This window comes from Providencia sp. SP181, assembly GCF_050446505.1.
Lineage (GTDB): Bacteria > Pseudomonadota > Gammaproteobacteria > Enterobacterales > Enterobacteriaceae > Providencia > Providencia vermicola.
The window spans coordinates 17,539-34,088 of the sequence record NZ_JBBPXM010000019.1 but is presented as its reverse complement, the minus strand read 5'-3'; the positions used below and the strand labels follow the sequence as shown (position 1 = coordinate 34,088).

Sequence of the window (16,550 nt, the reverse complement as noted above, 5' to 3'; positions counted from 1 at the left end):
GGGGATGAAAATAAAACGTCGCACGGTATTCATCACGATGGTGGTGATGTTGGGGGCGCTGGGTATCGCGATACAGGCGGTAGCCAGTCCACAACTGACGCTGCAGGTTCGAGAGGGGCTGCAGGCGGGGACGGTGAGTGATGGGACGGTGTTAGCGTACGGAAAGGTCCGAGATACCGACCTTTCTGGTGCCGTGGAATTTCATGTTTGGAGTGACGCCGCGGTGCAAGACGCGCCAGCAATATACACCTTAACCTCACCGAACAATACGGGATATCGATTACGCGTGCGTTTAGTGGGAGAAGGTTGGCAAGCGGATGAGATGCAAGGTCGAGGGATAATTCGCCTGAGTGAGGCGAGTCACGTGACGTTTCGGGTGGAGGTGGACGGTGACCAAACGGTGCCTTCTGCGCGGTGGCACTTGGGGTTACAGGCGGTGACGCGGACGCCGGTCTCGGCACTGGCGTTGGATGACAAGTGAATATGGCATTCCGGTGGGGTGATAGCACGGGAATGCGGTTATTAACGGTGCGAAAGAGAACGCCCGGTAATCCGTTCTTCTGGTCGCGGTGGCGGACAGGGGAAGGGTATCAAGACGGCCAACACAAGCTGGTCGATACACTTAAGATAAAAAGAGTCAGTAATATGAAAAAAGCAATGCAAAAAACGGTATTGGCCTTGGTGGCAGGGTCACTCATGGGGATAGTTGGAACAGCTCAAGCAGCCGGCCCGGTATCGAGTATTGTGACGGCGAAAGCGGATATCGTGTTTGAGGCGACGGGAACCGCGACGGCGGTTATTACACCAAAAAAAGGGCTATTGGCGGGGAAATACCCTCATGCCACTGTTGTGGCGGATGCGGTGTTTACGGCGAGTGCAGGGGATGTGGCTTACCGTTGGACGCCGGGAACTGGGGTGATTAGTAATAGCTCAAATAATCAGAGTGCTCAGTTTTATGAAACCACCGGGAAAGGTGGAAACAAGTTAAAATTGCAAGTGGTTGATACTGGTGATTACTTAACTAGCGGGAAAGAGAATGCCCCGTGGTTTGTGCCAGTGAAAATCGGTCAGTCAACCATAAATGCGACACTAGAAACTCAAGGTGAGCAAACTATTGCGCCAGACAGTTATCCGGTGTCGATGGATGCGGTGGTTTGGCAGCGATAGGGTCGAGTGATGCGTTAGGATGATGTGAGTGAGCACCATCGCGGGATGCGATGGTGCTTTTTGGACGACGTTTCGCATGTTTGTGTAAGTACTCTTCGCTTTATAATCAAAAATAAACCGGATAAAGCGATAAAATGACATTTTTAACACTAAAAATAAGGGGTTGTTGCAAATAATCGCCAGGGCTATTTTTTGATCAACAGTGATGAATGTTTCACGCAAAAACAGCCCCCCGATTATGGAATGAAATGTAAAGCCAGTCTGCTGAATTGTTTATCACTTAGATATGCTATTTTTTACCAAAAAGCCTGAATTCTGCGTTATGATGCACAGTCTTTAGTGAGGAGTGAGTGACCGAATAATGAAACAACCGAAGGAGAAGGGTATTTGTGCCCAGCAAATATCCTCTCCCGATTACTGTTAAAATTTACACGGCACTGACTAAAAAATCAGCGTTGCGTAAATTTATTTGTTATTTATTCACCCCGCATGACACACGGTTTCCTACCGTAGCCCTATTATCACCGACCTCCCGGTACATAATTTTCCCACCTTACTGCCATGATGGCATTTAATATGACAGGAGACGCTTTTGACAACAAAAACAACAAACATTGCAACACCACAGGCCGGCAAAGAAAAAAAATGGCTTCCCGAATAGAAGCTGAAATTAGGGGACGTTTCATCGAAATGTCCAAAGTTTGCTCGTAGCTCTGTGATGCCAAGGCTTTCAAAAGAGTAATAGTTTGATTTTATTTCGCTACTTTCATCAATTTTGATACTTTCGAAATCGTATGCCTTGAGCAACCTATCAAGTTTTCTATCTGGCTATAACTTTTTCCCTCCATCAGCAGACCTTCAATTTTTTGGTGTAATATTTTGTTGATCGGGCGACCTTTATATTTTCCTTCTTGTTTGGCTTTTTGTACTCCTTGCGCTTGGCGACGACGTCTATCCTCATAATCCTTTCTTGCAATCGCTGCCAGCATGTCTAACATCATACTATTAAGGGCTGCAAGCATTCGTTCTGTAAACTCATCGGTGCGATTCATAAATTGGTAACTGGTTGGGAGATCTAAAGAAACAACCTTTAACCCTTTATGTCCAATGAGATATTTGAGTTTTTCCCAGTCATCCGTATTTAAGCGACTGATTCTATCCACCTGTTCAACTAAAACAATATCACCAGGCATTGCCACATTGAGTAAGCGAAACAGTTCTGGGCGGTGAAGTTGGGCTCCCGATTCATTCTCTTCAAACCAGCAGGCAATTTGTAGTCCCATTCCCTCTGTAAATTTCAACAGTTCATTTTTTGCTCTAGACGCATCTTGTTCATGCGTCGATGCGCGAAGATACCCATAAATTCGTGTATTTGTATTCATTAGTGCACTATACATTGGTGTTGTTATATCGGTGCATTATACATCAATTTCTCATGTTTATTACACTAAAATTCACTTGGTGCAATAAAGGTATACCTAAATTACACCTGTGAGTTATTGCATATCTGAGATGTATTATGAAATAGACTTTCCCTAGAGAGGTGAAAAACAATAATATTACTAGGTGGCAGGTTTGTGCCATGAGCGGAAGTAGTTAACAACCATCAGTGTTGTTCAACGGGGGGAGCAGTTATACCTCAAAACGTGTTAGCAACAGGTAAGAAATCCTTACATGTTGACTCATCTTTATCCCTTTCAAAGTTGTAACTCGTGATTGCAACAGCATTCTTATCACTATGAAGTCTATATAATATTCTAACTAATAATTTCCATCGTTAGGCGAACACTATAATGACGCATATTTTGAAGGCAAAAATAAAAAACTTTAAGAAATTTCGGGAGTATGAGATTTATTTTGATCCCAAAAGAAACATTCTGGTTGGGGATAATGAAGCAGGAAAGAGCACTATATTGACAGCTATTGAACTTGTATTGAGTGGCAGTAGAAGCAAAGTAGAGAGCTTGGGTATTGAAGCTTTGCTTAATGCCAGTGTTGTTTCAGAGTTTCTTGCGGGTGAAAAGAATATAGACCGCCTTCCGAGTCTTCATATTGAATTATTTCTGAACGAAGCAGATAACCCAGACCTCAACGGTAGAAACAATAGTGATGGAACATATGCTGACGGGCTTCAATTGATCTGTGAGCCGAACGAAGAGTTAAGCACAGAGATACGGCAAGTTTTGGATGCTAAAGGTGATAACTTTCCATTCGAATTTTACGTTGCCAAGTTTATTACATTCAATGGGGACGTATACTCGAATTATCGGAAATTTTTGCGCTTTTTATCTATTGATAGCACTCAAATTAACAACGAGTACGCAAACAGTCAGTATGTAAAAGCCATGTATGAAGCCACTGTAGAGCAACCTGTCCGTTACAGTCTAATGAATGAATATAGACAGCAAAAAAATGCCTTCAGGGATACTCAACTAAATGTGATTAATGATAATTTAGAAGGATACGATTTTGCTATTCGCTCAGGCTCAAAGTTCAATTTGGAAACTGACCTAACCCTAACAGAGGAAGGCATTCCTATTGAAAATCGAGGTAAAGGAAAGCAGTGCTTTATAAAAACTGCGTTTGCATTGAGAAAACGTGATGAAGGCAAGAGAATTGATGTCTTGTTACTAGAAGAACCTGAGAACCACCTCAGCCACACTAACATGTATAAGTTAATTAGTCAGGTAGAGAAGTCTCATGATAATCAGGTTATAATTGCAACCCATAGCAGTCTAATTAGCTCTAGATTAGATTTAAGAAAGACGATTTTACTGAATAGTGCAGCAACCAGACCAGCTACCTTGACAGACCTTACGAGGGATACAGCTAAGTTTTTTGCGAAAGCCCCTAATCATAACATCTTAGAGCATGTCCTTTCTGAAAAAGTAATTCTTGTTGAGGGTGATGCAGAATATATTCTGATGGAGTGCTTATACGAGCGAACTAAAGGCCATCCACCAAGCGAGGATGGAGTTCATATCATCTCAGTCGGTGGTACTAGCTTTAAACGATATATGGAAGTTTCTGAGTTATTGAATATTAGGACCGCGGTGATCCGTGATAACGACAGTGACTATCAAAAAAACTGTATAGATAATTATCATGATTATCAGGCAGATTGCATAACTGTGTGTTCAGACACAGATAACACAAGAACAACTTTTGAAATATGCATGTATCAAGATAATAAAGAAATCTGCGACGACTTATTTTCAGGCAGGGGGATACAATTAACACCGCAACAGTATATGTTGAATAACAAAACTACTGCAGCACTTAGGTTACTTGAGGAGAAGGCGAATGAAGTCGCTGTACCTCCATACATTAAAGAGGCCGTTGAATGGATAAGCGAGTAGTACTAGCAGTTGCAGGATCAGGCAAAACACAACATATAATTGATAAATTGGACATAAATAGTCGTGCGCTGATTGTTACTTACACTGTAAATAATACTACTAATCTAAAGAAACGTATTCTAAATAAATTTGGAATAATGCCTAAAGGTGTACGTGTTTACACTTATTTTTCATTCCTGATATCGTTCTGCGTGCGACCAATTGTTGGTAACGACATGAAGATAAAGGGGGTTAGTTATAGTGATCCGCCTAGATTTGCGAAACGCAACACTCATGAACATTATGTCAGTCAAGGAGGCCGGCTTTACCATAACCGTATTGCGAAGATGATGATGGATTGTGATGGTGTGTCTGACATTTCTGAGCGTATTGAAAAGTATTTTGATTTCTTCTGTGTAGATGAAGTTCAAGATTTCGCGGCCAATGATTTTAATTTACTTTGTCAGTTGTCGAAAATGGATGTAGAGGTATTATTCGTAGGTGACTTTTTCCAACATACTTTTGATACTAGCAGAGATGGTAATATTCAAAAAAACCTACATAGCCACTATGAAGCATATCTTACCAAGCTCAAAGATTCAGGATACACAATCGACTCAGATACACTCTCCCATAGCTATAGATGTAGCCCTACAGTTTGCAGATTTGTTACCGAGCAAATTGGCATCACAATAAGCTCCCATCGGCAAGATGAGGTCAATATTGCCCTAATTGACGATACTGGACATATTAAGAGGTTATTCTCCGACGATTCCATCGTTAAATTGTTTTTTAAAGAAAGCTACAAGTACGTTGGAAGGACTGACAATTGGGGAAATACAAAAGGCTTGGATGATTTCGCTGACATTTGCATAGTTCTAAACCCGACCACATTCACAGCCTATACAAAAAACCGATTGTCTACTTTGGCACCATCGACGCTAAATAAGCTATACGTAGCTTGCACAAGAGCTAAAGGTAATGTGTATTTTGTCTCACAACGTTTGTTAGACGAGTACAAATGTTAAACCAAGAATACAGTAAGGTGCCTAACCGGTGCTCCGTGGGTTTACATAGAACGTGTCCGCATTTCGCTCAAAGCAGACTGTCAGAATTGATTATGTTCTTGTCCACTTCCCCTAAAATAACACCTAATAGTGTCAAAACTCATCCAACACTTTATTCAAGAGTTTTCCATTGTGACTTAAATGATAGTGTATCGTTTAAATGAAAAAAATCATTCAAATGATATGTAATTCGATAACTAGGATATGGCTATCATATAGTTATACTTTATTGATATATAGAAAATCCTTTAATAACTTAAAACGATCTTTCATACTATTTCGCATGCGAAATCATTACTCTGTATTTGGCGTAGAGTATCAATATTGTTATAAGAAATGGTGTTGGATGAAATTATTACCAGATATTGAAAAAGCAATTCCATTACCCCACGAGAAAGTGCTTAGATTTGCAGTACGCAAAATAAGGAACAATTATTCTGAACAATGGCTTGAAAATCAGTGTATAAGAGAAGGTGTGGCGGAGATCTATACACAATATAGCAAGCGAGGGATATTTGATATTCTTGAAGGAAATGCTATACGAAGCTTTTACCCCCCTAAGTTAACAATAGAACTAGTTCCTAGAAGCTGTTGGTTTGATAATGTTCGTAATGCTGTTACCGTTAATCAATGGGATTCACTTAGAAAAAAAACGGCAAAGCAAGCTAAATGGAGTTGCCAAGTATGCGGCGGTAAAGGGGCTAAGTGGCCTGTTGAGTGTCATGAAATATGGCAATATGATGATGAAAACCAGATTCAAACATTAATTGGTTTAACCTCTCTCTACCCTTCCTGTCATGAAGTAAAACATATTGGCTTTTCCGAATTAAGAGGAAAGCTTGAAGAAGCCACTGCTCATTTATCTATAGTTAATGGTTGGTCTTTAGAAGCGGCATCTTTTTATATAGAAGAATCATTTGAAACATGGGATGCTCGGTCTCGAGTTAAATGGAAATTAGATTTGTCTTGGTTAGAGAATGAAGGCGTTTTTGTATCAAATAATGTAGATGTAGATGTAGACGTAGATGTTTATATTCAAGATTTCCGACGAAAACATGAAGTCTGCGACCAAATTGAAGAAAGCAATAATCAAAATAATGTTGTAAATGAGAATAATGACAGTCATGCAAAAGTGAGTTTCTTTAAAAAATATTGTTATTTTTTAGAGTGATATGAAAGAAAATACATATTGGAGTGTATATTATTTCGCATGCGAAATTCATTACATATCAATATTGATATGTAATGAATTTCTGATATAATCCCCCCAAGATATGAATTTAGATTCATATCTATCAAAGACACATGACGTTGTGTCTTTTTAGGCGAAACGCCTGACTCATAGGAGTGGATATGAAAACTGATTTTAATATAAGTATATTCTTGTCACACCACACCTTTCTCAACATTTCGCATGCGAAATACTAAGGATTCTAATATGGAACTCAAAACAGAAAAAAAACTTGGCAAGCTTATAGTAGTGTGCAGCCAGAAAGGTGGTGTAGTAAAGTCTCAATCTACTAATGAAATATCTTTCAACTTGCAAAAAATGGGTTATTCAGTCCTAGAGATTGATGCTGATTGGACTACAGGGTTAACAGAACGTACCTTTCCGAATGAACTTCCATTGGAAATTGAAAAAGAACCATTAAAACATGAATTCACCCCTGGAGAGGCTAATACCTACCAATTGTTTTTTTCTAATACTGACATTAAACCGATAACTCTAAATGATGGTCGTGACTTCATAGGAACAACTAGCGAACTTAATGAGGTTAACTATAGACACTCAGATTGTATGTTTGATTTCCGAGATCGTATATTAGAATTGAAGGAGAAATATGATTTTATTTTCATAGACTCAGCTCCTTCATATTCAAATGTAATGGTAGCAAGTCATATGGCAGCGGATTATTTATTAATTCCAACCTTACTAGAAAAACAATCTCGAAATGCTGTAGCTAAGCAATTAAATTACATGCAAAAAATAAAGAAAAACTATAATCCATCACTACAATTTTTGGGAACCTATGTGACTCAAGCTACAGTTGCGAATTATTCAAAACCACTTTTTGAGGGTTACTTGGGGGCTGTGGATACTCATAACCTTAATATGCTAGTCGAAATACTCGAAGATAAAGGTTATACCCAAGATTATATCTTAGCTTACATTTCTTTTGCTCAAGCAACAGCAAAAGAAGCTATAGAATTAGGTATGACATTTAAAGAATATGAGCCCAAATCTAAGCCAGCAATTCAATATGAAGAATTAGCAAAACGAATTGTAAAACAGGTAGGATAAATTAAATGGCTAAAAAACAATTTTTAAGTCGGCTACGTGATCAAAATCGTAAATCGGCAACCGAGGCAATTAACAAAGTTATTGAAACAAAGTCACCTAATGAGGAAGTCAGAGATATTGCTGCTCACCAAATTATGACTGATATTGCCCGCCCTGAATTAGAAACTGAAGGGCAAATAATTAGAGTTCCAATAGATGAAGTTTATGCAGAGAGTCAAGTTCGTCCAGAGGAAGATTTTGATGATTCCGTAATAGAGGGAATGGCTGATACATTTAACACTGTAGGGATATTAACCCCACCGCGTTGTTATCCAAAAGATAGGAATGGTTATAGAATTTGGATGGGAGAAACACGTTGGCGAACAGCAAAAAAAAGAGGAGATGGCTTTATCGATATTTATGTCGGCTCTCCACCAAAAAACGATAAACTTCGAATTATTGGTCAGCTGATAGAAAACCTACAACAATCCGGCCTTAAACCTTTAGCAACAGCAGTAGCATTTAATGAGCTTAAAACAGTTCATGGAATGACTGGAGAAGAAATAGCAAAAACTGTAGGTAAACCCACATCATTTGTAAGTAAACATTTAAAATTAATAAGTGCTCCTGAAAGTGTTACCACATTACTAAAAGATAAAGTAACTTTAGATGTGGACTTAGCATATACACTTACTCAGATAAATGAAATTAACCCAGAAATTGCTGAAAAACTTGTTGAAAAAGCAAGAAAAAATGGTGTTTCGCGTAATGAAGCAAAAGATGAATTAAGTAAAATAAAAAATAGAGGTAAAGAAAAGATTTCGCATGCGAAATCTTTAAATAAAATAAATACAGAGCGAAACTCTACTTTAAATGTTAATTCAAATCTAACAGGTACTTGGTACGTTCAAGTTGAGTTTGATAATAAGGTAGGCACCATTGTTACAGATAAAAAACCTGACAGTGATGGTGTTGTTTGGGTGGAATATGAAAATAGGATTGATTCAATCGGCGTTGATAAATTAAAAGTAAAGGGTTTAGTTCAAATCAAATGATAGATACGCCTTTTTCAGCGATGGCCACAGAATTTCGTGGCCAAATCATTAAAATCTGGTCACTAAAAACATCGGGTAATGCGACAGAGAAATCGAGAATCTTATGCCAAAAGGCTATCGAATTTGAGCTTGTTGAAAGGTCAAAGCCTATACCAGGTACAGCATTAATTCATTGGTCAAAGACGAATCCATCAAACACTCCGCTTTGGGCTGCTCAAAGTGCCCTCCTATTATTATTAACAAATGGGTGGCAGCCTTGTAATCATGTAGAGTGGTGCGGAATGGCTTCCTTATTTCAAAAATTGTATAAAAAGAAGAATCTAGCTGAGATGTTAAGTTATCTACCTCAACAAATAAATGAAGATATCGCAGCTGGATGGATTGTGGCTGCTATAGAGGAAGATGCAAATTTCAGAAGGAATAAAAAAAGAAAATGAAATTTTCGGAACTAGAAATAATAATTACCTCTTCGGGTCGCCGTTCAATTGCCTCCATGTTGGTAGCTTACCTACTTGATGCTATTGATAATGGAACTAATGGTATAGATCTCGATTATTTCCAATCTGAAACTGGTTACATAAGAACCAATATTACTCATGTTGCTAACTATCTAAAAGGACAAGGTATTATCTTAATATATTACTATAGAGATAATGTTGATATAAGTAACCGTGAGTACATTGAAGATAATATATTTGGTCGATGGGCAAAGCAGCATTATAAGCTAACTTCTGATGTACTAAATTTATATAAAAGAAATACTGATTATATTTCGCATGCGAAATAACCTCCTTAATTAGCAATTTATTTGCGTACTCTCAAAATACACAGTATATTTATGCTGTGTATTTATACAGTACTTGGTGTGCTATGCAAATTCCCATTTTTGAAAGTAAAATCGCCTGTGGCTTCCCTAGTCCAGCTCAAGACCACGTTGAGCGTCGTTTATCGCTTGATGCAGAGCTTATTCGCTATCCAGAGAGTACCTATTTTCTTCGTGCTTCAGGGGATTCGATGAAGGATGCGGGGATTTTTGACGGAGATCTCTTGGTAGTCGAAAGCCATCTTACTGCCCGTCATGGGGAGATTGTCGTGGCTGAATACAACGGTGAATTTACCTGTAAGTACCTGCAAATCACACCAACTAAAGCGCTTACTCCCGCTAACAGCCAATTTCCCGCTATTCCCATCAATGACGATACTGACGTGCAAATTTTCGGTGTCGTTCGTTATGCCGTGCATACCTGTCGGTAAATAACATGTTTGCGCTCATCGATGTTAATTCCATGTACACCTCCTGTGAATCTGTGTTTAGGCCCGATTTAAAAGGAAAGCCAATTATTTGCCTTTCGAATAACGATGGGTGCGTCATTGCGCGTTCAGCTGAAGCGAAACCCTATATCCGTATGGGAGCCCCTTATTTTGAAATAAAGTCGATTATCAAACAAAAGCAAGTAGTTGTTTTTTCTTCGAATTACCCGCTATATGCCGATTTTAGTAACCGATTTATGGCTGTGGTTGCTCAAATCGTGCCTCAAATTGAGGTTTACAGTATTGACGAGAGTTTTTGTAACCTGACAGGCATGGATGCGTTGTATTCCTGGCATGAACTTGGTCATAAATTAAAAGAGGATGTATTCCGGTGTGCTCACTTACCTGTGGGTGTGGGGATATCCAGTACCAAAACGTTAGCTAAGTTGGCGAATCACGCCGCCAAAACATGGAAAAAAACGGGTGGTGTTGTCGATTTAAGTTCGCCCTGCCGTCAAAAAAAACTCATGGCACTCGTGCCAGTTGATGAGGTTTGGGGGATAGGACGAAAACTGGCAAAGCGCTTAAATCAAAGTGGGATTGAAACTGCCTTGGATTTAAGTCGGCTGCCAACGTCCCAGGCACGTAAACTGTATTCCGTCGTTTTAGAGCGAACGGTGCGGGAGCTCAACGGGGAATCCTGTCTTCAGCTGGAAGAAATTGCGCCCGCCAAGCAACAAATTATTTGCTCTCGTTCGTTTGGCCATAAAGTCATGGACTATGAGTTAGTACGCCAATCGGTGTGCGCGTTTGCCGAACGTGCAGCAGAAAAATTGCGTGAAGAAAAACAATATTGTCGGTTAGTGACATTGTGGGTGCAGAGTAGCCATTTTTCCCATCATGAGCCACATTATTATCGACAAGAAACCCAAGCCCTCATTTATCCCACACAAGATACGCGCGATATTATCCAGGCGGTAGTGTCTTTGTTTGAGCGACTTTGGCTCCCCAATGTGAAATACAGTAAAAGCGGTATCTTGCTCAGTGAGTTTTCCCCTTCTGGGCAAGTGCAACTGAATTTGTTTGAAAGCGGCCATCGTTTTCGTAAAAGTGGTGAACTGATGCAGACGATTGACCAAATTAATCGAGGAAAAGGCACTATCTGGTTTGCAGGCCAGGGGATTCAAGCGCAATCTGCGTTATGGAAAATGAAACAGCAATTTCTCTCTCCTCGATGGACAACAAAATTTTCAGATATTCCCATTGCGAAGTGTTAGTGTGATTAAAAAACACCCAGTCAATTGTTTGATTGGTTAATCAGACAATTACAGTAATTATCCCCACTAAAAGTGGCAGTTATCCCCTGAAAATGGGGATAATGCCCGCAAAATTAATTCAGATTAAGGCCTCATTTTTTCAGAATGAGCCACATTATTTAAGTGCTTTGGCCATTTTTCCCATCTTCGTCCACTTGCCTATGGGGTTAAAGCCGTTAAAAAAGGAATGAAAATTCGACGTTCTATGCATCCCATTGATAAAAATGATTGATTTTAAAACTATTTTTAACAAACACTAACATCTTATGGATTACTTAAATCAAGTTGTCATGGATGCCAAAAATAATACGCTTAAAAATACCCAATGAGGAATGAAGCCACGAAAATTAAAGTGGCTTTTTTTACATTCTGAGAATTGCATTAGAATGCAAATTGCAGTATAACGCAATCTAACAAGGGGATAATATGTATACCGTCAGATACCACAAAGAAGCAGAAAAAGAAGCTAATGACTTACCGATTAAGATAAAGGTTAAATATGACCGTATTGTACAAAAAATGGAAATCAATCCACATATATTAAGAGAGCCCGACACAAAACCCCTAGGGGATGGGCTATTTGAACTCAGAACAATGGGAAATGATATCGCACGAGTAATTTGGGTATACCATAAAGGAAAAACGATTTACATGTTACGGATTTTTATAAAAAAATCTCAAAAAACGCCAAAAACAGAGTTTGAGATCGCTAAAGCTAGGCTACAGGAGATACTTAATAATGAAAACGCATAATGAATTGCACAACGAATGGATGAAAAACCCAGAATATAAAGCCGCTTATGAGGAAGAACTACAAAAAGAAAAACTCCAAGCTCTGCTGACAGAATGGCGCACTAATGCAGGTTTGACAAAAGCGGAATTAGCCAAAAAACTGGGTGTTAATCCCTCTACAGTCACGCGCATGGAATCCAATGTCGATAACGCGAGTATCAGAAATATTATCAAATATGCAGCTGCTTGTGGTGTTAGAAACCCGACTATCTCATTGTAAGGAAATTATTGATGATCATCACTCATGCGAGCTTCAATAAAATTACTGAGGTAACAAAGGACATGGATGTATCCTTTTTAAAAGGCTGCCTGTGCTTTGGTAATGAGGGAAACGAATACAATCTATCGGCTTGTAATTATCAATACAATATCGAAGTCGATAATATCATTGATACTAAGTCATTTTTTTATCGACACGATGTTGATGAAAAGGCTGTGCAAGAAGTCTTTCAACAAGTGAGAAAAGACTTAGGACTATTAGACGTTGATGATGAGGTGGTAGCACAATTATTAGATGAGTCTATTAGTGTGTGGGACAATGATTTTAATTACAGCCATTCTTATGATGATGATGGTGAAGCATCCTGGGCTATTCAACAATATCAAGGCATTCTAGCGCATAAACTTGGTTATGATTGCGCAAGATCGACAGATGAGCAAGGAACCGTGTATATCGCTTATTGTGTTGGTCGCCCATTGCTCGAAGTGCCATGCGAGTAATGTTCCTTCAGCTATCTTTCCTTCACGCATCCCCTACGAATTAAGCCAGGCATTGAGCCAAGCTTAATTCGAACACCCGTTACCCACTGCGCTTTTTAACGTTTTCAACGTGGCGCAAAGGGCAGGGGTGCAGCTCCCTGCGGGACCGCCCCTGGTTCACTGCTTAGCTGCGCTAAGCGTTAATGACGACTTGCCGTTCGCTTCTCTCGCTGCAAGTCGGGTGCTGCCATTTTCATCGTCTGTGTCGTTAATCGTTCGTTGTGCCCCACCGCTTGGCCTAAAACATAGCCTCAAGTCGTCATACAGCAAGGGTTAAGTGAACTCCACCAAAATTCTTGCCGCTGCGCTTTCCAACAATTTTGTCTCCGCCCTTGCTTTCTTCCTTGTCTCGGCTCTGTACGGCCTTTGCAGCGGAGGAACTCAACGAAAGAAATCATTAACACGGTGGAGGATTCAAAAATGTCATCACATCAAAACCTTGCAGCTCCAGAATCTAACGAAAGAAGGGTTAAAAACCCACTGACGGATAGTCAGAAAGCCGATTTATTGCATTACATTGCGCCATTAACACGGTTATTGGATTTATTCGAGGGGGATATCTCACCTGAGTTGTACGACGAAGAAATCACGCTGCACAGTGATGCATACGATTCCAACAGTGTTTTTATGAAAGACGGCTATCCGATTGGCTTTAGTGACAATTTAAACAACATGTTTTATCTGCGTCCTGAACTCATTCAAGCATCTTAGGTGCTAAGAGAGCCTTGTCACTCTCTTAGCAAAGACACGTTAACAACAATAGAGGTATCAATTATGTCTACATTAGAAACTAGCATTAACCCAAAACAACGTAAAGCAAAAAAAGGCGCAAAATCCGCACAGGCCGACGCGATTTATCAGGCATTAGACAGCATGGAAGCGCACGTGTTGCCGTTATCGGTATTGGTACAAAGTGAACTCAATGTGCGTAAACGTCCGATGGATGAAAAAGCCTTGTCAGAACTGGCTGACAGCATTCAATCTGTGGGCGTATTACAAAACTTGGTCGTTTACCCGATGGATAACGAGGTTTACGGGGTTGCTGCGGGTCAACGTCGATTAATGGCGTTGCAACAATTGGTTGCAAAAGGGCATTTAGCGTCGAGTTTCCCTGTGCCTGTCAAAGTGGTTTCAGAGTCCGATGCGCTGATTATTTCCCTGACGGAGAACAGCCAACGTGAAGCCATGCATCCCGCTGACCAACTTCATGCTTTTATCGAGCTACAAAAAACAGGCAAAAATGCATCTGAAATTGGTGACTTATTAGGGTTTAGCACTCACCACGTTAAAAAATGTCTCCGTTTGGCAAATATGGCGCCCGAGCTGTTAGCCGAATTAGATGCGGATAATATTACCCTCGACCAACTGCAAGCCTTAACAGGAACCACTGACCACGAACGCCAAGTCATGGTGTGGAACAATGCAATTGGTTGGAAAAAAGAACCTCGCTATTTACGTGACGCGGTCGAAGAAACTAAAACCCCTGTCGAAAATAATCGACTGGTGAATTTTGTGGGGTTGGATGCCTACGAGCAAGCGGGGGGAACTCTTGAAATTGACCTCTTTACCGAAGCAGGATTTATTGAAAATGCTCCACTATTAGAAAAATTGGCACTCGATAAACTCACTGGGTGTGCAGAACTGTTAGCGGATATTGAGGGTTGGCAGTACGGTATTGCCCGTTTAGAGCGTCCGAGCGCTTCGCCAATAAGCCTGAGACTCCGTCTGACCCATAACGATGTCAGTGAATACTTTATTTCCTTTAACAGGTTGCCTTATGTTTATTGTTTTAATGACCACCCAAGTCATTGTGTTTTGTTTCATGTTATTTGTGTATCTGCGTTCACGTCTTCACGGTGGATCAGATAAATATTTAAACACGTTAATTTTTTGTTTTGTTTTATTTTATTGACGGTGACACTCATCATCACGCAATCCCCCGCACCACGGTTATGGAATGAAATGTAAATCGGATTTTGCACATTAATGGTTGTCAATTTTTCCGAATATCATGACCGTTTAGCAAATAGGGTTAACATTTTCCAATATTTGATTGACATGACGGCCTGGACGAAAATAAATGTGATTTTTCATTTATCGTCCATGGTTTCGCTAATTCATTGAGATAGTATAATTTAAAGTATCAAGTTAGCGGGCGAAAGCGAAAACCTGACTGAACGCGACCCTTGAAAGCTGAAAAACGGACAGAAAATCGATTCTGCGTTATGATGCACATTCTTTAGTGAGGAGTGAGTGATCGAATAATGAAACCTGAGCACACGCCGACGGCACATGATGCGGCTTTTAAAGGGTTTATGACACAGGTTGACAGCGCAAAAGATTTTTTTGACATTCATCTGCCTGAGCATATTAAAGCATTGTGTGATTTCAATACGTTGGCCCTCACAAATTCCTCGTTTATCGACAAACAGTTGCGATCTCGATTGTCCGATGTGCTCTATTCGGTGCAAACTACCGAAGGTGAAGGGTATATTTACCTACTCGTCGAGCACCAGTCGACGCCCGATAAACTCATGGCCTGGAGACTCATGCACTATGCTTTCTTAGCCATGAACCAACATCTTCAGCAAGGGCATAAAACGTTACCGTTAGTCGTGCCGGTGCTGTTTTATCATGGTGGTCGTACACCCTACCCCTATTCCCAATTGTGGACCGATTGTTTCCCGTTACCGGATATTGCCAATGAATTGTATACCCAACCGTTCCCGTTGGTTGATGTGACGGTGATTGATGATAATGAGTTGGTCAATCATCGTAAAGTGGCCGTGATGGAGCTGGCGATGAAGCACAAATATTTGCGGGATGAATTTGACAAGGTTATCCCCCTATTGGCACAAGCGCTCAATCAACAGTATAATAGTGATAACGATATCATCACTATCCTCAATTATCTGTTCATTGCACTGGACTCCCCCAACTTTGAACACATAGTCGAGCAATTGAGTGAACAGGCAGAAAGGCACAAGGAGGCAATTATGAATATTGCACAACGCTTACAAGATAAAGGCGAGAAAATTGGCTGGGAAAAAGGCCTAGAGCAAGGTATTGAGAAAGGACGTGAAGAAGAACGACTGCTTGCACATCAGCGTCAACTGGATATGGTGCGTAATTTGCTCAAGAACGGTGTTAGCCTTGATCTTATCATTGAGAGTACCGGTTTAAGCCGTGAAGAGCTCATTTCCCTTCAGTAGCTTCACTCTATTCCTTTGTCATTTTTTTGCTTAACGTAAACGTCGGTAGCTCAATGACTTTAGCGATGTTTTTTGCTTTTAGTTGTTACTAACTCTACCTTGATTAAAAAATAAGCTTAACGTAGGATATTTTCCGAATTCTAAGCCGACCCCTTAATAAATAAAGTGTAAAAAATTTTTTTTTAAATATTACTAAAATGATAAAAACGTTAACTTTATAGTCTTTTTGGCATAATTTAATGTTTATTGTTGGTTGGGCGTAATCATATTTTAAAAATATATTTTTTAATTTTGAATATTTTTTTTATAGTA

At 39.9% G+C, this 16,550-nt stretch carries 18 protein-coding genes; 17 read left to right on the top strand and 1 reads right to left on the bottom strand.

The window, feature by feature from the left end; all coding sequences use genetic code 11:
* The first annotated feature begins 4 nt into the window (after nt 1-4).
* Both afaD and AABS66_RS19810 read left to right on the top strand, forming a co-directional pair.
* Nucleotides 5-481, top strand: coding sequence for an AfaD family invasin (gene afaD, locus AABS66_RS19815; protein ID WP_430225370.1), 477 nt, complete (start codon nt 5-7; stop codon nt 479-481).
* Complete coding sequence (locus tag AABS66_RS19810) at nt 478-1,167, top strand: hypothetical protein (protein WP_430225369.1); 690 nt, start codon at nt 478-480, stop codon at nt 1,165-1,167. Before afaD ends, AABS66_RS19810 begins: the two co-directional genes overlap by 4 nt.
* A 752-nt stretch (nt 1,168-1,919) precedes the next feature.
* Here AABS66_RS19810 and AABS66_RS19805 read toward each other — a convergent pair.
* Entirely contained in the window at nt 1,920-2,549 is a 630-nt protein-coding gene (locus AABS66_RS19805) for a recombinase family protein (protein ID WP_430225368.1), read from the bottom strand.
* 411 nt (nt 2,550-2,960) lie between these two features.
* Between AABS66_RS19805 and AABS66_RS19800 the strand changes: the two genes are divergently transcribed.
* The 15 genes from AABS66_RS19800 to AABS66_RS19730 all read left to right on the top strand — a co-directional run bounded on the left by AABS66_RS19800 (nt 2,961) and on the right by AABS66_RS19730 (nt 16,238).
* Nucleotides 2,961-4,526, top strand: coding sequence for an ATP-dependent nuclease (locus tag AABS66_RS19800; RefSeq protein WP_430225367.1), 1,566 nt, complete (start codon nt 2,961-2,963; stop codon nt 4,524-4,526).
* Nucleotides 4,511-5,533 carry a DNA helicase UvrD gene (locus tag AABS66_RS19795; protein ID WP_430225366.1) on the top strand — a complete coding sequence of 341 codons (1,023 nt, stop codon included), beginning with the start codon at nt 4,511-4,513 and terminating at the stop codon, nt 5,531-5,533. The genes AABS66_RS19800 and AABS66_RS19795 overlap by 16 nt, the downstream gene beginning before the upstream one ends.
* Before the next feature lie 385 nt (nt 5,534-5,918).
* On the top strand, nt 5,919-6,743 hold the full coding sequence (locus AABS66_RS19790; protein WP_430225365.1) for an HNH endonuclease: 825 nt from the start codon (nt 5,919-5,921) through the stop codon (nt 6,741-6,743).
* Nucleotides 6,744-7,010: 267 nt separating this feature from the next.
* Nucleotides 7,011-7,874 carry a ParA family protein gene (locus tag AABS66_RS19785; RefSeq protein WP_430225364.1) on the top strand — a complete coding sequence of 288 codons (864 nt, stop codon included), beginning with the start codon at nt 7,011-7,013 and terminating at the stop codon, nt 7,872-7,874.
* 5 nt (nt 7,875-7,879) lie between these two features.
* Nucleotides 7,880-8,908: a ParB/RepB/Spo0J family partition protein gene (locus AABS66_RS19780; protein ID WP_430225363.1), complete on the top strand. Its 1,029-nt coding sequence runs from the start codon at nt 7,880-7,882 to the stop codon at nt 8,906-8,908.
* The gene (locus tag AABS66_RS19775) at nt 8,905-9,345 is read left to right on the top strand and encodes a hypothetical protein (protein WP_430225361.1); all 441 of its coding nucleotides are present in this window, start codon (nt 8,905-8,907) and stop codon (nt 9,343-9,345) included. The genes AABS66_RS19780 and AABS66_RS19775 overlap by 4 nt, the downstream gene beginning before the upstream one ends.
* Entirely contained in the window at nt 9,342-9,695 is a 354-nt protein-coding gene (locus AABS66_RS19770; protein ID WP_166697163.1) for a hypothetical protein, read from the top strand. Before AABS66_RS19775 ends, AABS66_RS19770 begins: the two co-directional genes overlap by 4 nt.
* A gap of 83 nt (nt 9,696-9,778) precedes the next feature.
* The gene (gene umuD / locus AABS66_RS19765) at nt 9,779-10,162 is read left to right on the top strand and encodes a translesion error-prone DNA polymerase V autoproteolytic subunit (protein WP_430225360.1); all 384 of its coding nucleotides are present in this window, start codon (nt 9,779-9,781) and stop codon (nt 10,160-10,162) included.
* 5 nt (nt 10,163-10,167) lie between these two features.
* Nucleotides 10,168-11,436, top strand: coding sequence for a translesion error-prone DNA polymerase V subunit UmuC (umuC, locus tag AABS66_RS19760; protein ID WP_430225359.1), 1,269 nt, complete (start codon nt 10,168-10,170; stop codon nt 11,434-11,436).
* Nucleotides 11,437-11,901: 465 nt separating this feature from the next.
* Entirely contained in the window at nt 11,902-12,228 is a 327-nt protein-coding gene (locus tag AABS66_RS19755; protein WP_430225358.1) for a type II toxin-antitoxin system RelE/ParE family toxin, read from the top strand.
* The gene (locus tag AABS66_RS19750; RefSeq protein ID WP_219249711.1) at nt 12,215-12,487 is read left to right on the top strand and encodes a helix-turn-helix domain-containing protein; all 273 of its coding nucleotides are present in this window, start codon (nt 12,215-12,217) and stop codon (nt 12,485-12,487) included. Before AABS66_RS19755 ends, AABS66_RS19750 begins: the two co-directional genes overlap by 14 nt.
* 11 nt (nt 12,488-12,498) lie before the next feature.
* Entirely contained in the window at nt 12,499-12,987 is a 489-nt protein-coding gene (locus AABS66_RS19745) for a hypothetical protein (protein ID WP_430225357.1), read from the top strand.
* A 459-nt stretch (nt 12,988-13,446) separates the two neighbouring features.
* Nucleotides 13,447-13,737, top strand: a complete 291-nt coding sequence (locus AABS66_RS19740) for a hypothetical protein (RefSeq protein ID WP_430225356.1) — start codon at nt 13,447-13,449, stop codon at nt 13,735-13,737.
* Nucleotides 13,738-13,800: 63 nt separating this feature from the next.
* Nucleotides 13,801-14,895 carry a ParB/RepB/Spo0J family partition protein gene (locus AABS66_RS19735; protein WP_430225355.1) on the top strand — a complete coding sequence of 365 codons (1,095 nt, stop codon included), beginning with the start codon at nt 13,801-13,803 and terminating at the stop codon, nt 14,893-14,895.
* A gap of 395 nt (nt 14,896-15,290) precedes the next feature.
* A complete protein-coding gene (locus tag AABS66_RS19730) occupies nt 15,291-16,238 on the top strand; it encodes an Rpn family recombination-promoting nuclease/putative transposase (RefSeq protein ID WP_430225354.1) in 948 nt (315 codons plus the stop codon).
* The last annotated feature ends 312 nt before the right edge of the window (nt 16,239-16,550 follow it).

What these genes read in the sequence shown, in the direction of transcription:
- afaD (WP_430225370.1), top strand. Translation starts at nt 5, where the DNA reads ATGAAAATAAAACGTCGCACGGTATTCATCACGATGGTGGTGATGTTG.
- AABS66_RS19805 (WP_430225368.1), bottom strand. Translation starts at nt 2,549, where the DNA reads ATGAATACAAATACACGAATTTATGGGTATCTTCGCGCATCGACGCAT.
- AABS66_RS19800 (WP_430225367.1), top strand. Translation starts at nt 2,961, where the DNA reads ATGACGCATATTTTGAAGGCAAAAATAAAAAACTTTAAGAAATTTCGG.
- AABS66_RS19795 (WP_430225366.1), top strand. Translation starts at nt 4,511, where the DNA reads ATGGATAAGCGAGTAGTACTAGCAGTTGCAGGATCAGGCAAAACACAA.
- AABS66_RS19790 (WP_430225365.1), top strand. Translation starts at nt 5,919, where the DNA reads ATGAAATTATTACCAGATATTGAAAAAGCAATTCCATTACCCCACGAG.
- AABS66_RS19785 (WP_430225364.1), top strand. Translation starts at nt 7,011, where the DNA reads ATGGAACTCAAAACAGAAAAAAAACTTGGCAAGCTTATAGTAGTGTGC.
- AABS66_RS19780 (WP_430225363.1), top strand. Translation starts at nt 7,880, where the DNA reads ATGGCTAAAAAACAATTTTTAAGTCGGCTACGTGATCAAAATCGTAAA.
- AABS66_RS19775 (WP_430225361.1), top strand. Translation starts at nt 8,905, where the DNA reads ATGATAGATACGCCTTTTTCAGCGATGGCCACAGAATTTCGTGGCCAA.
- AABS66_RS19770 (WP_166697163.1), top strand. Translation starts at nt 9,342, where the DNA reads ATGAAATTTTCGGAACTAGAAATAATAATTACCTCTTCGGGTCGCCGT.
- umuD (WP_430225360.1), top strand. Translation starts at nt 9,779, where the DNA reads ATGCAAATTCCCATTTTTGAAAGTAAAATCGCCTGTGGCTTCCCTAGT.
- umuC (WP_430225359.1), top strand. Translation starts at nt 10,168, where the DNA reads ATGTTTGCGCTCATCGATGTTAATTCCATGTACACCTCCTGTGAATCT.
- AABS66_RS19755 (WP_430225358.1), top strand. Translation starts at nt 11,902, where the DNA reads ATGTATACCGTCAGATACCACAAAGAAGCAGAAAAAGAAGCTAATGAC.
- AABS66_RS19750 (WP_219249711.1), top strand. Translation starts at nt 12,215, where the DNA reads ATGAAAACGCATAATGAATTGCACAACGAATGGATGAAAAACCCAGAA.
- AABS66_RS19745 (WP_430225357.1), top strand. Translation starts at nt 12,499, where the DNA reads ATGATCATCACTCATGCGAGCTTCAATAAAATTACTGAGGTAACAAAG.
- AABS66_RS19740 (WP_430225356.1), top strand. Translation starts at nt 13,447, where the DNA reads ATGTCATCACATCAAAACCTTGCAGCTCCAGAATCTAACGAAAGAAGG.
- AABS66_RS19735 (WP_430225355.1), top strand. Translation starts at nt 13,801, where the DNA reads ATGTCTACATTAGAAACTAGCATTAACCCAAAACAACGTAAAGCAAAA.
- AABS66_RS19730 (WP_430225354.1), top strand. Translation starts at nt 15,291, where the DNA reads ATGAAACCTGAGCACACGCCGACGGCACATGATGCGGCTTTTAAAGGG.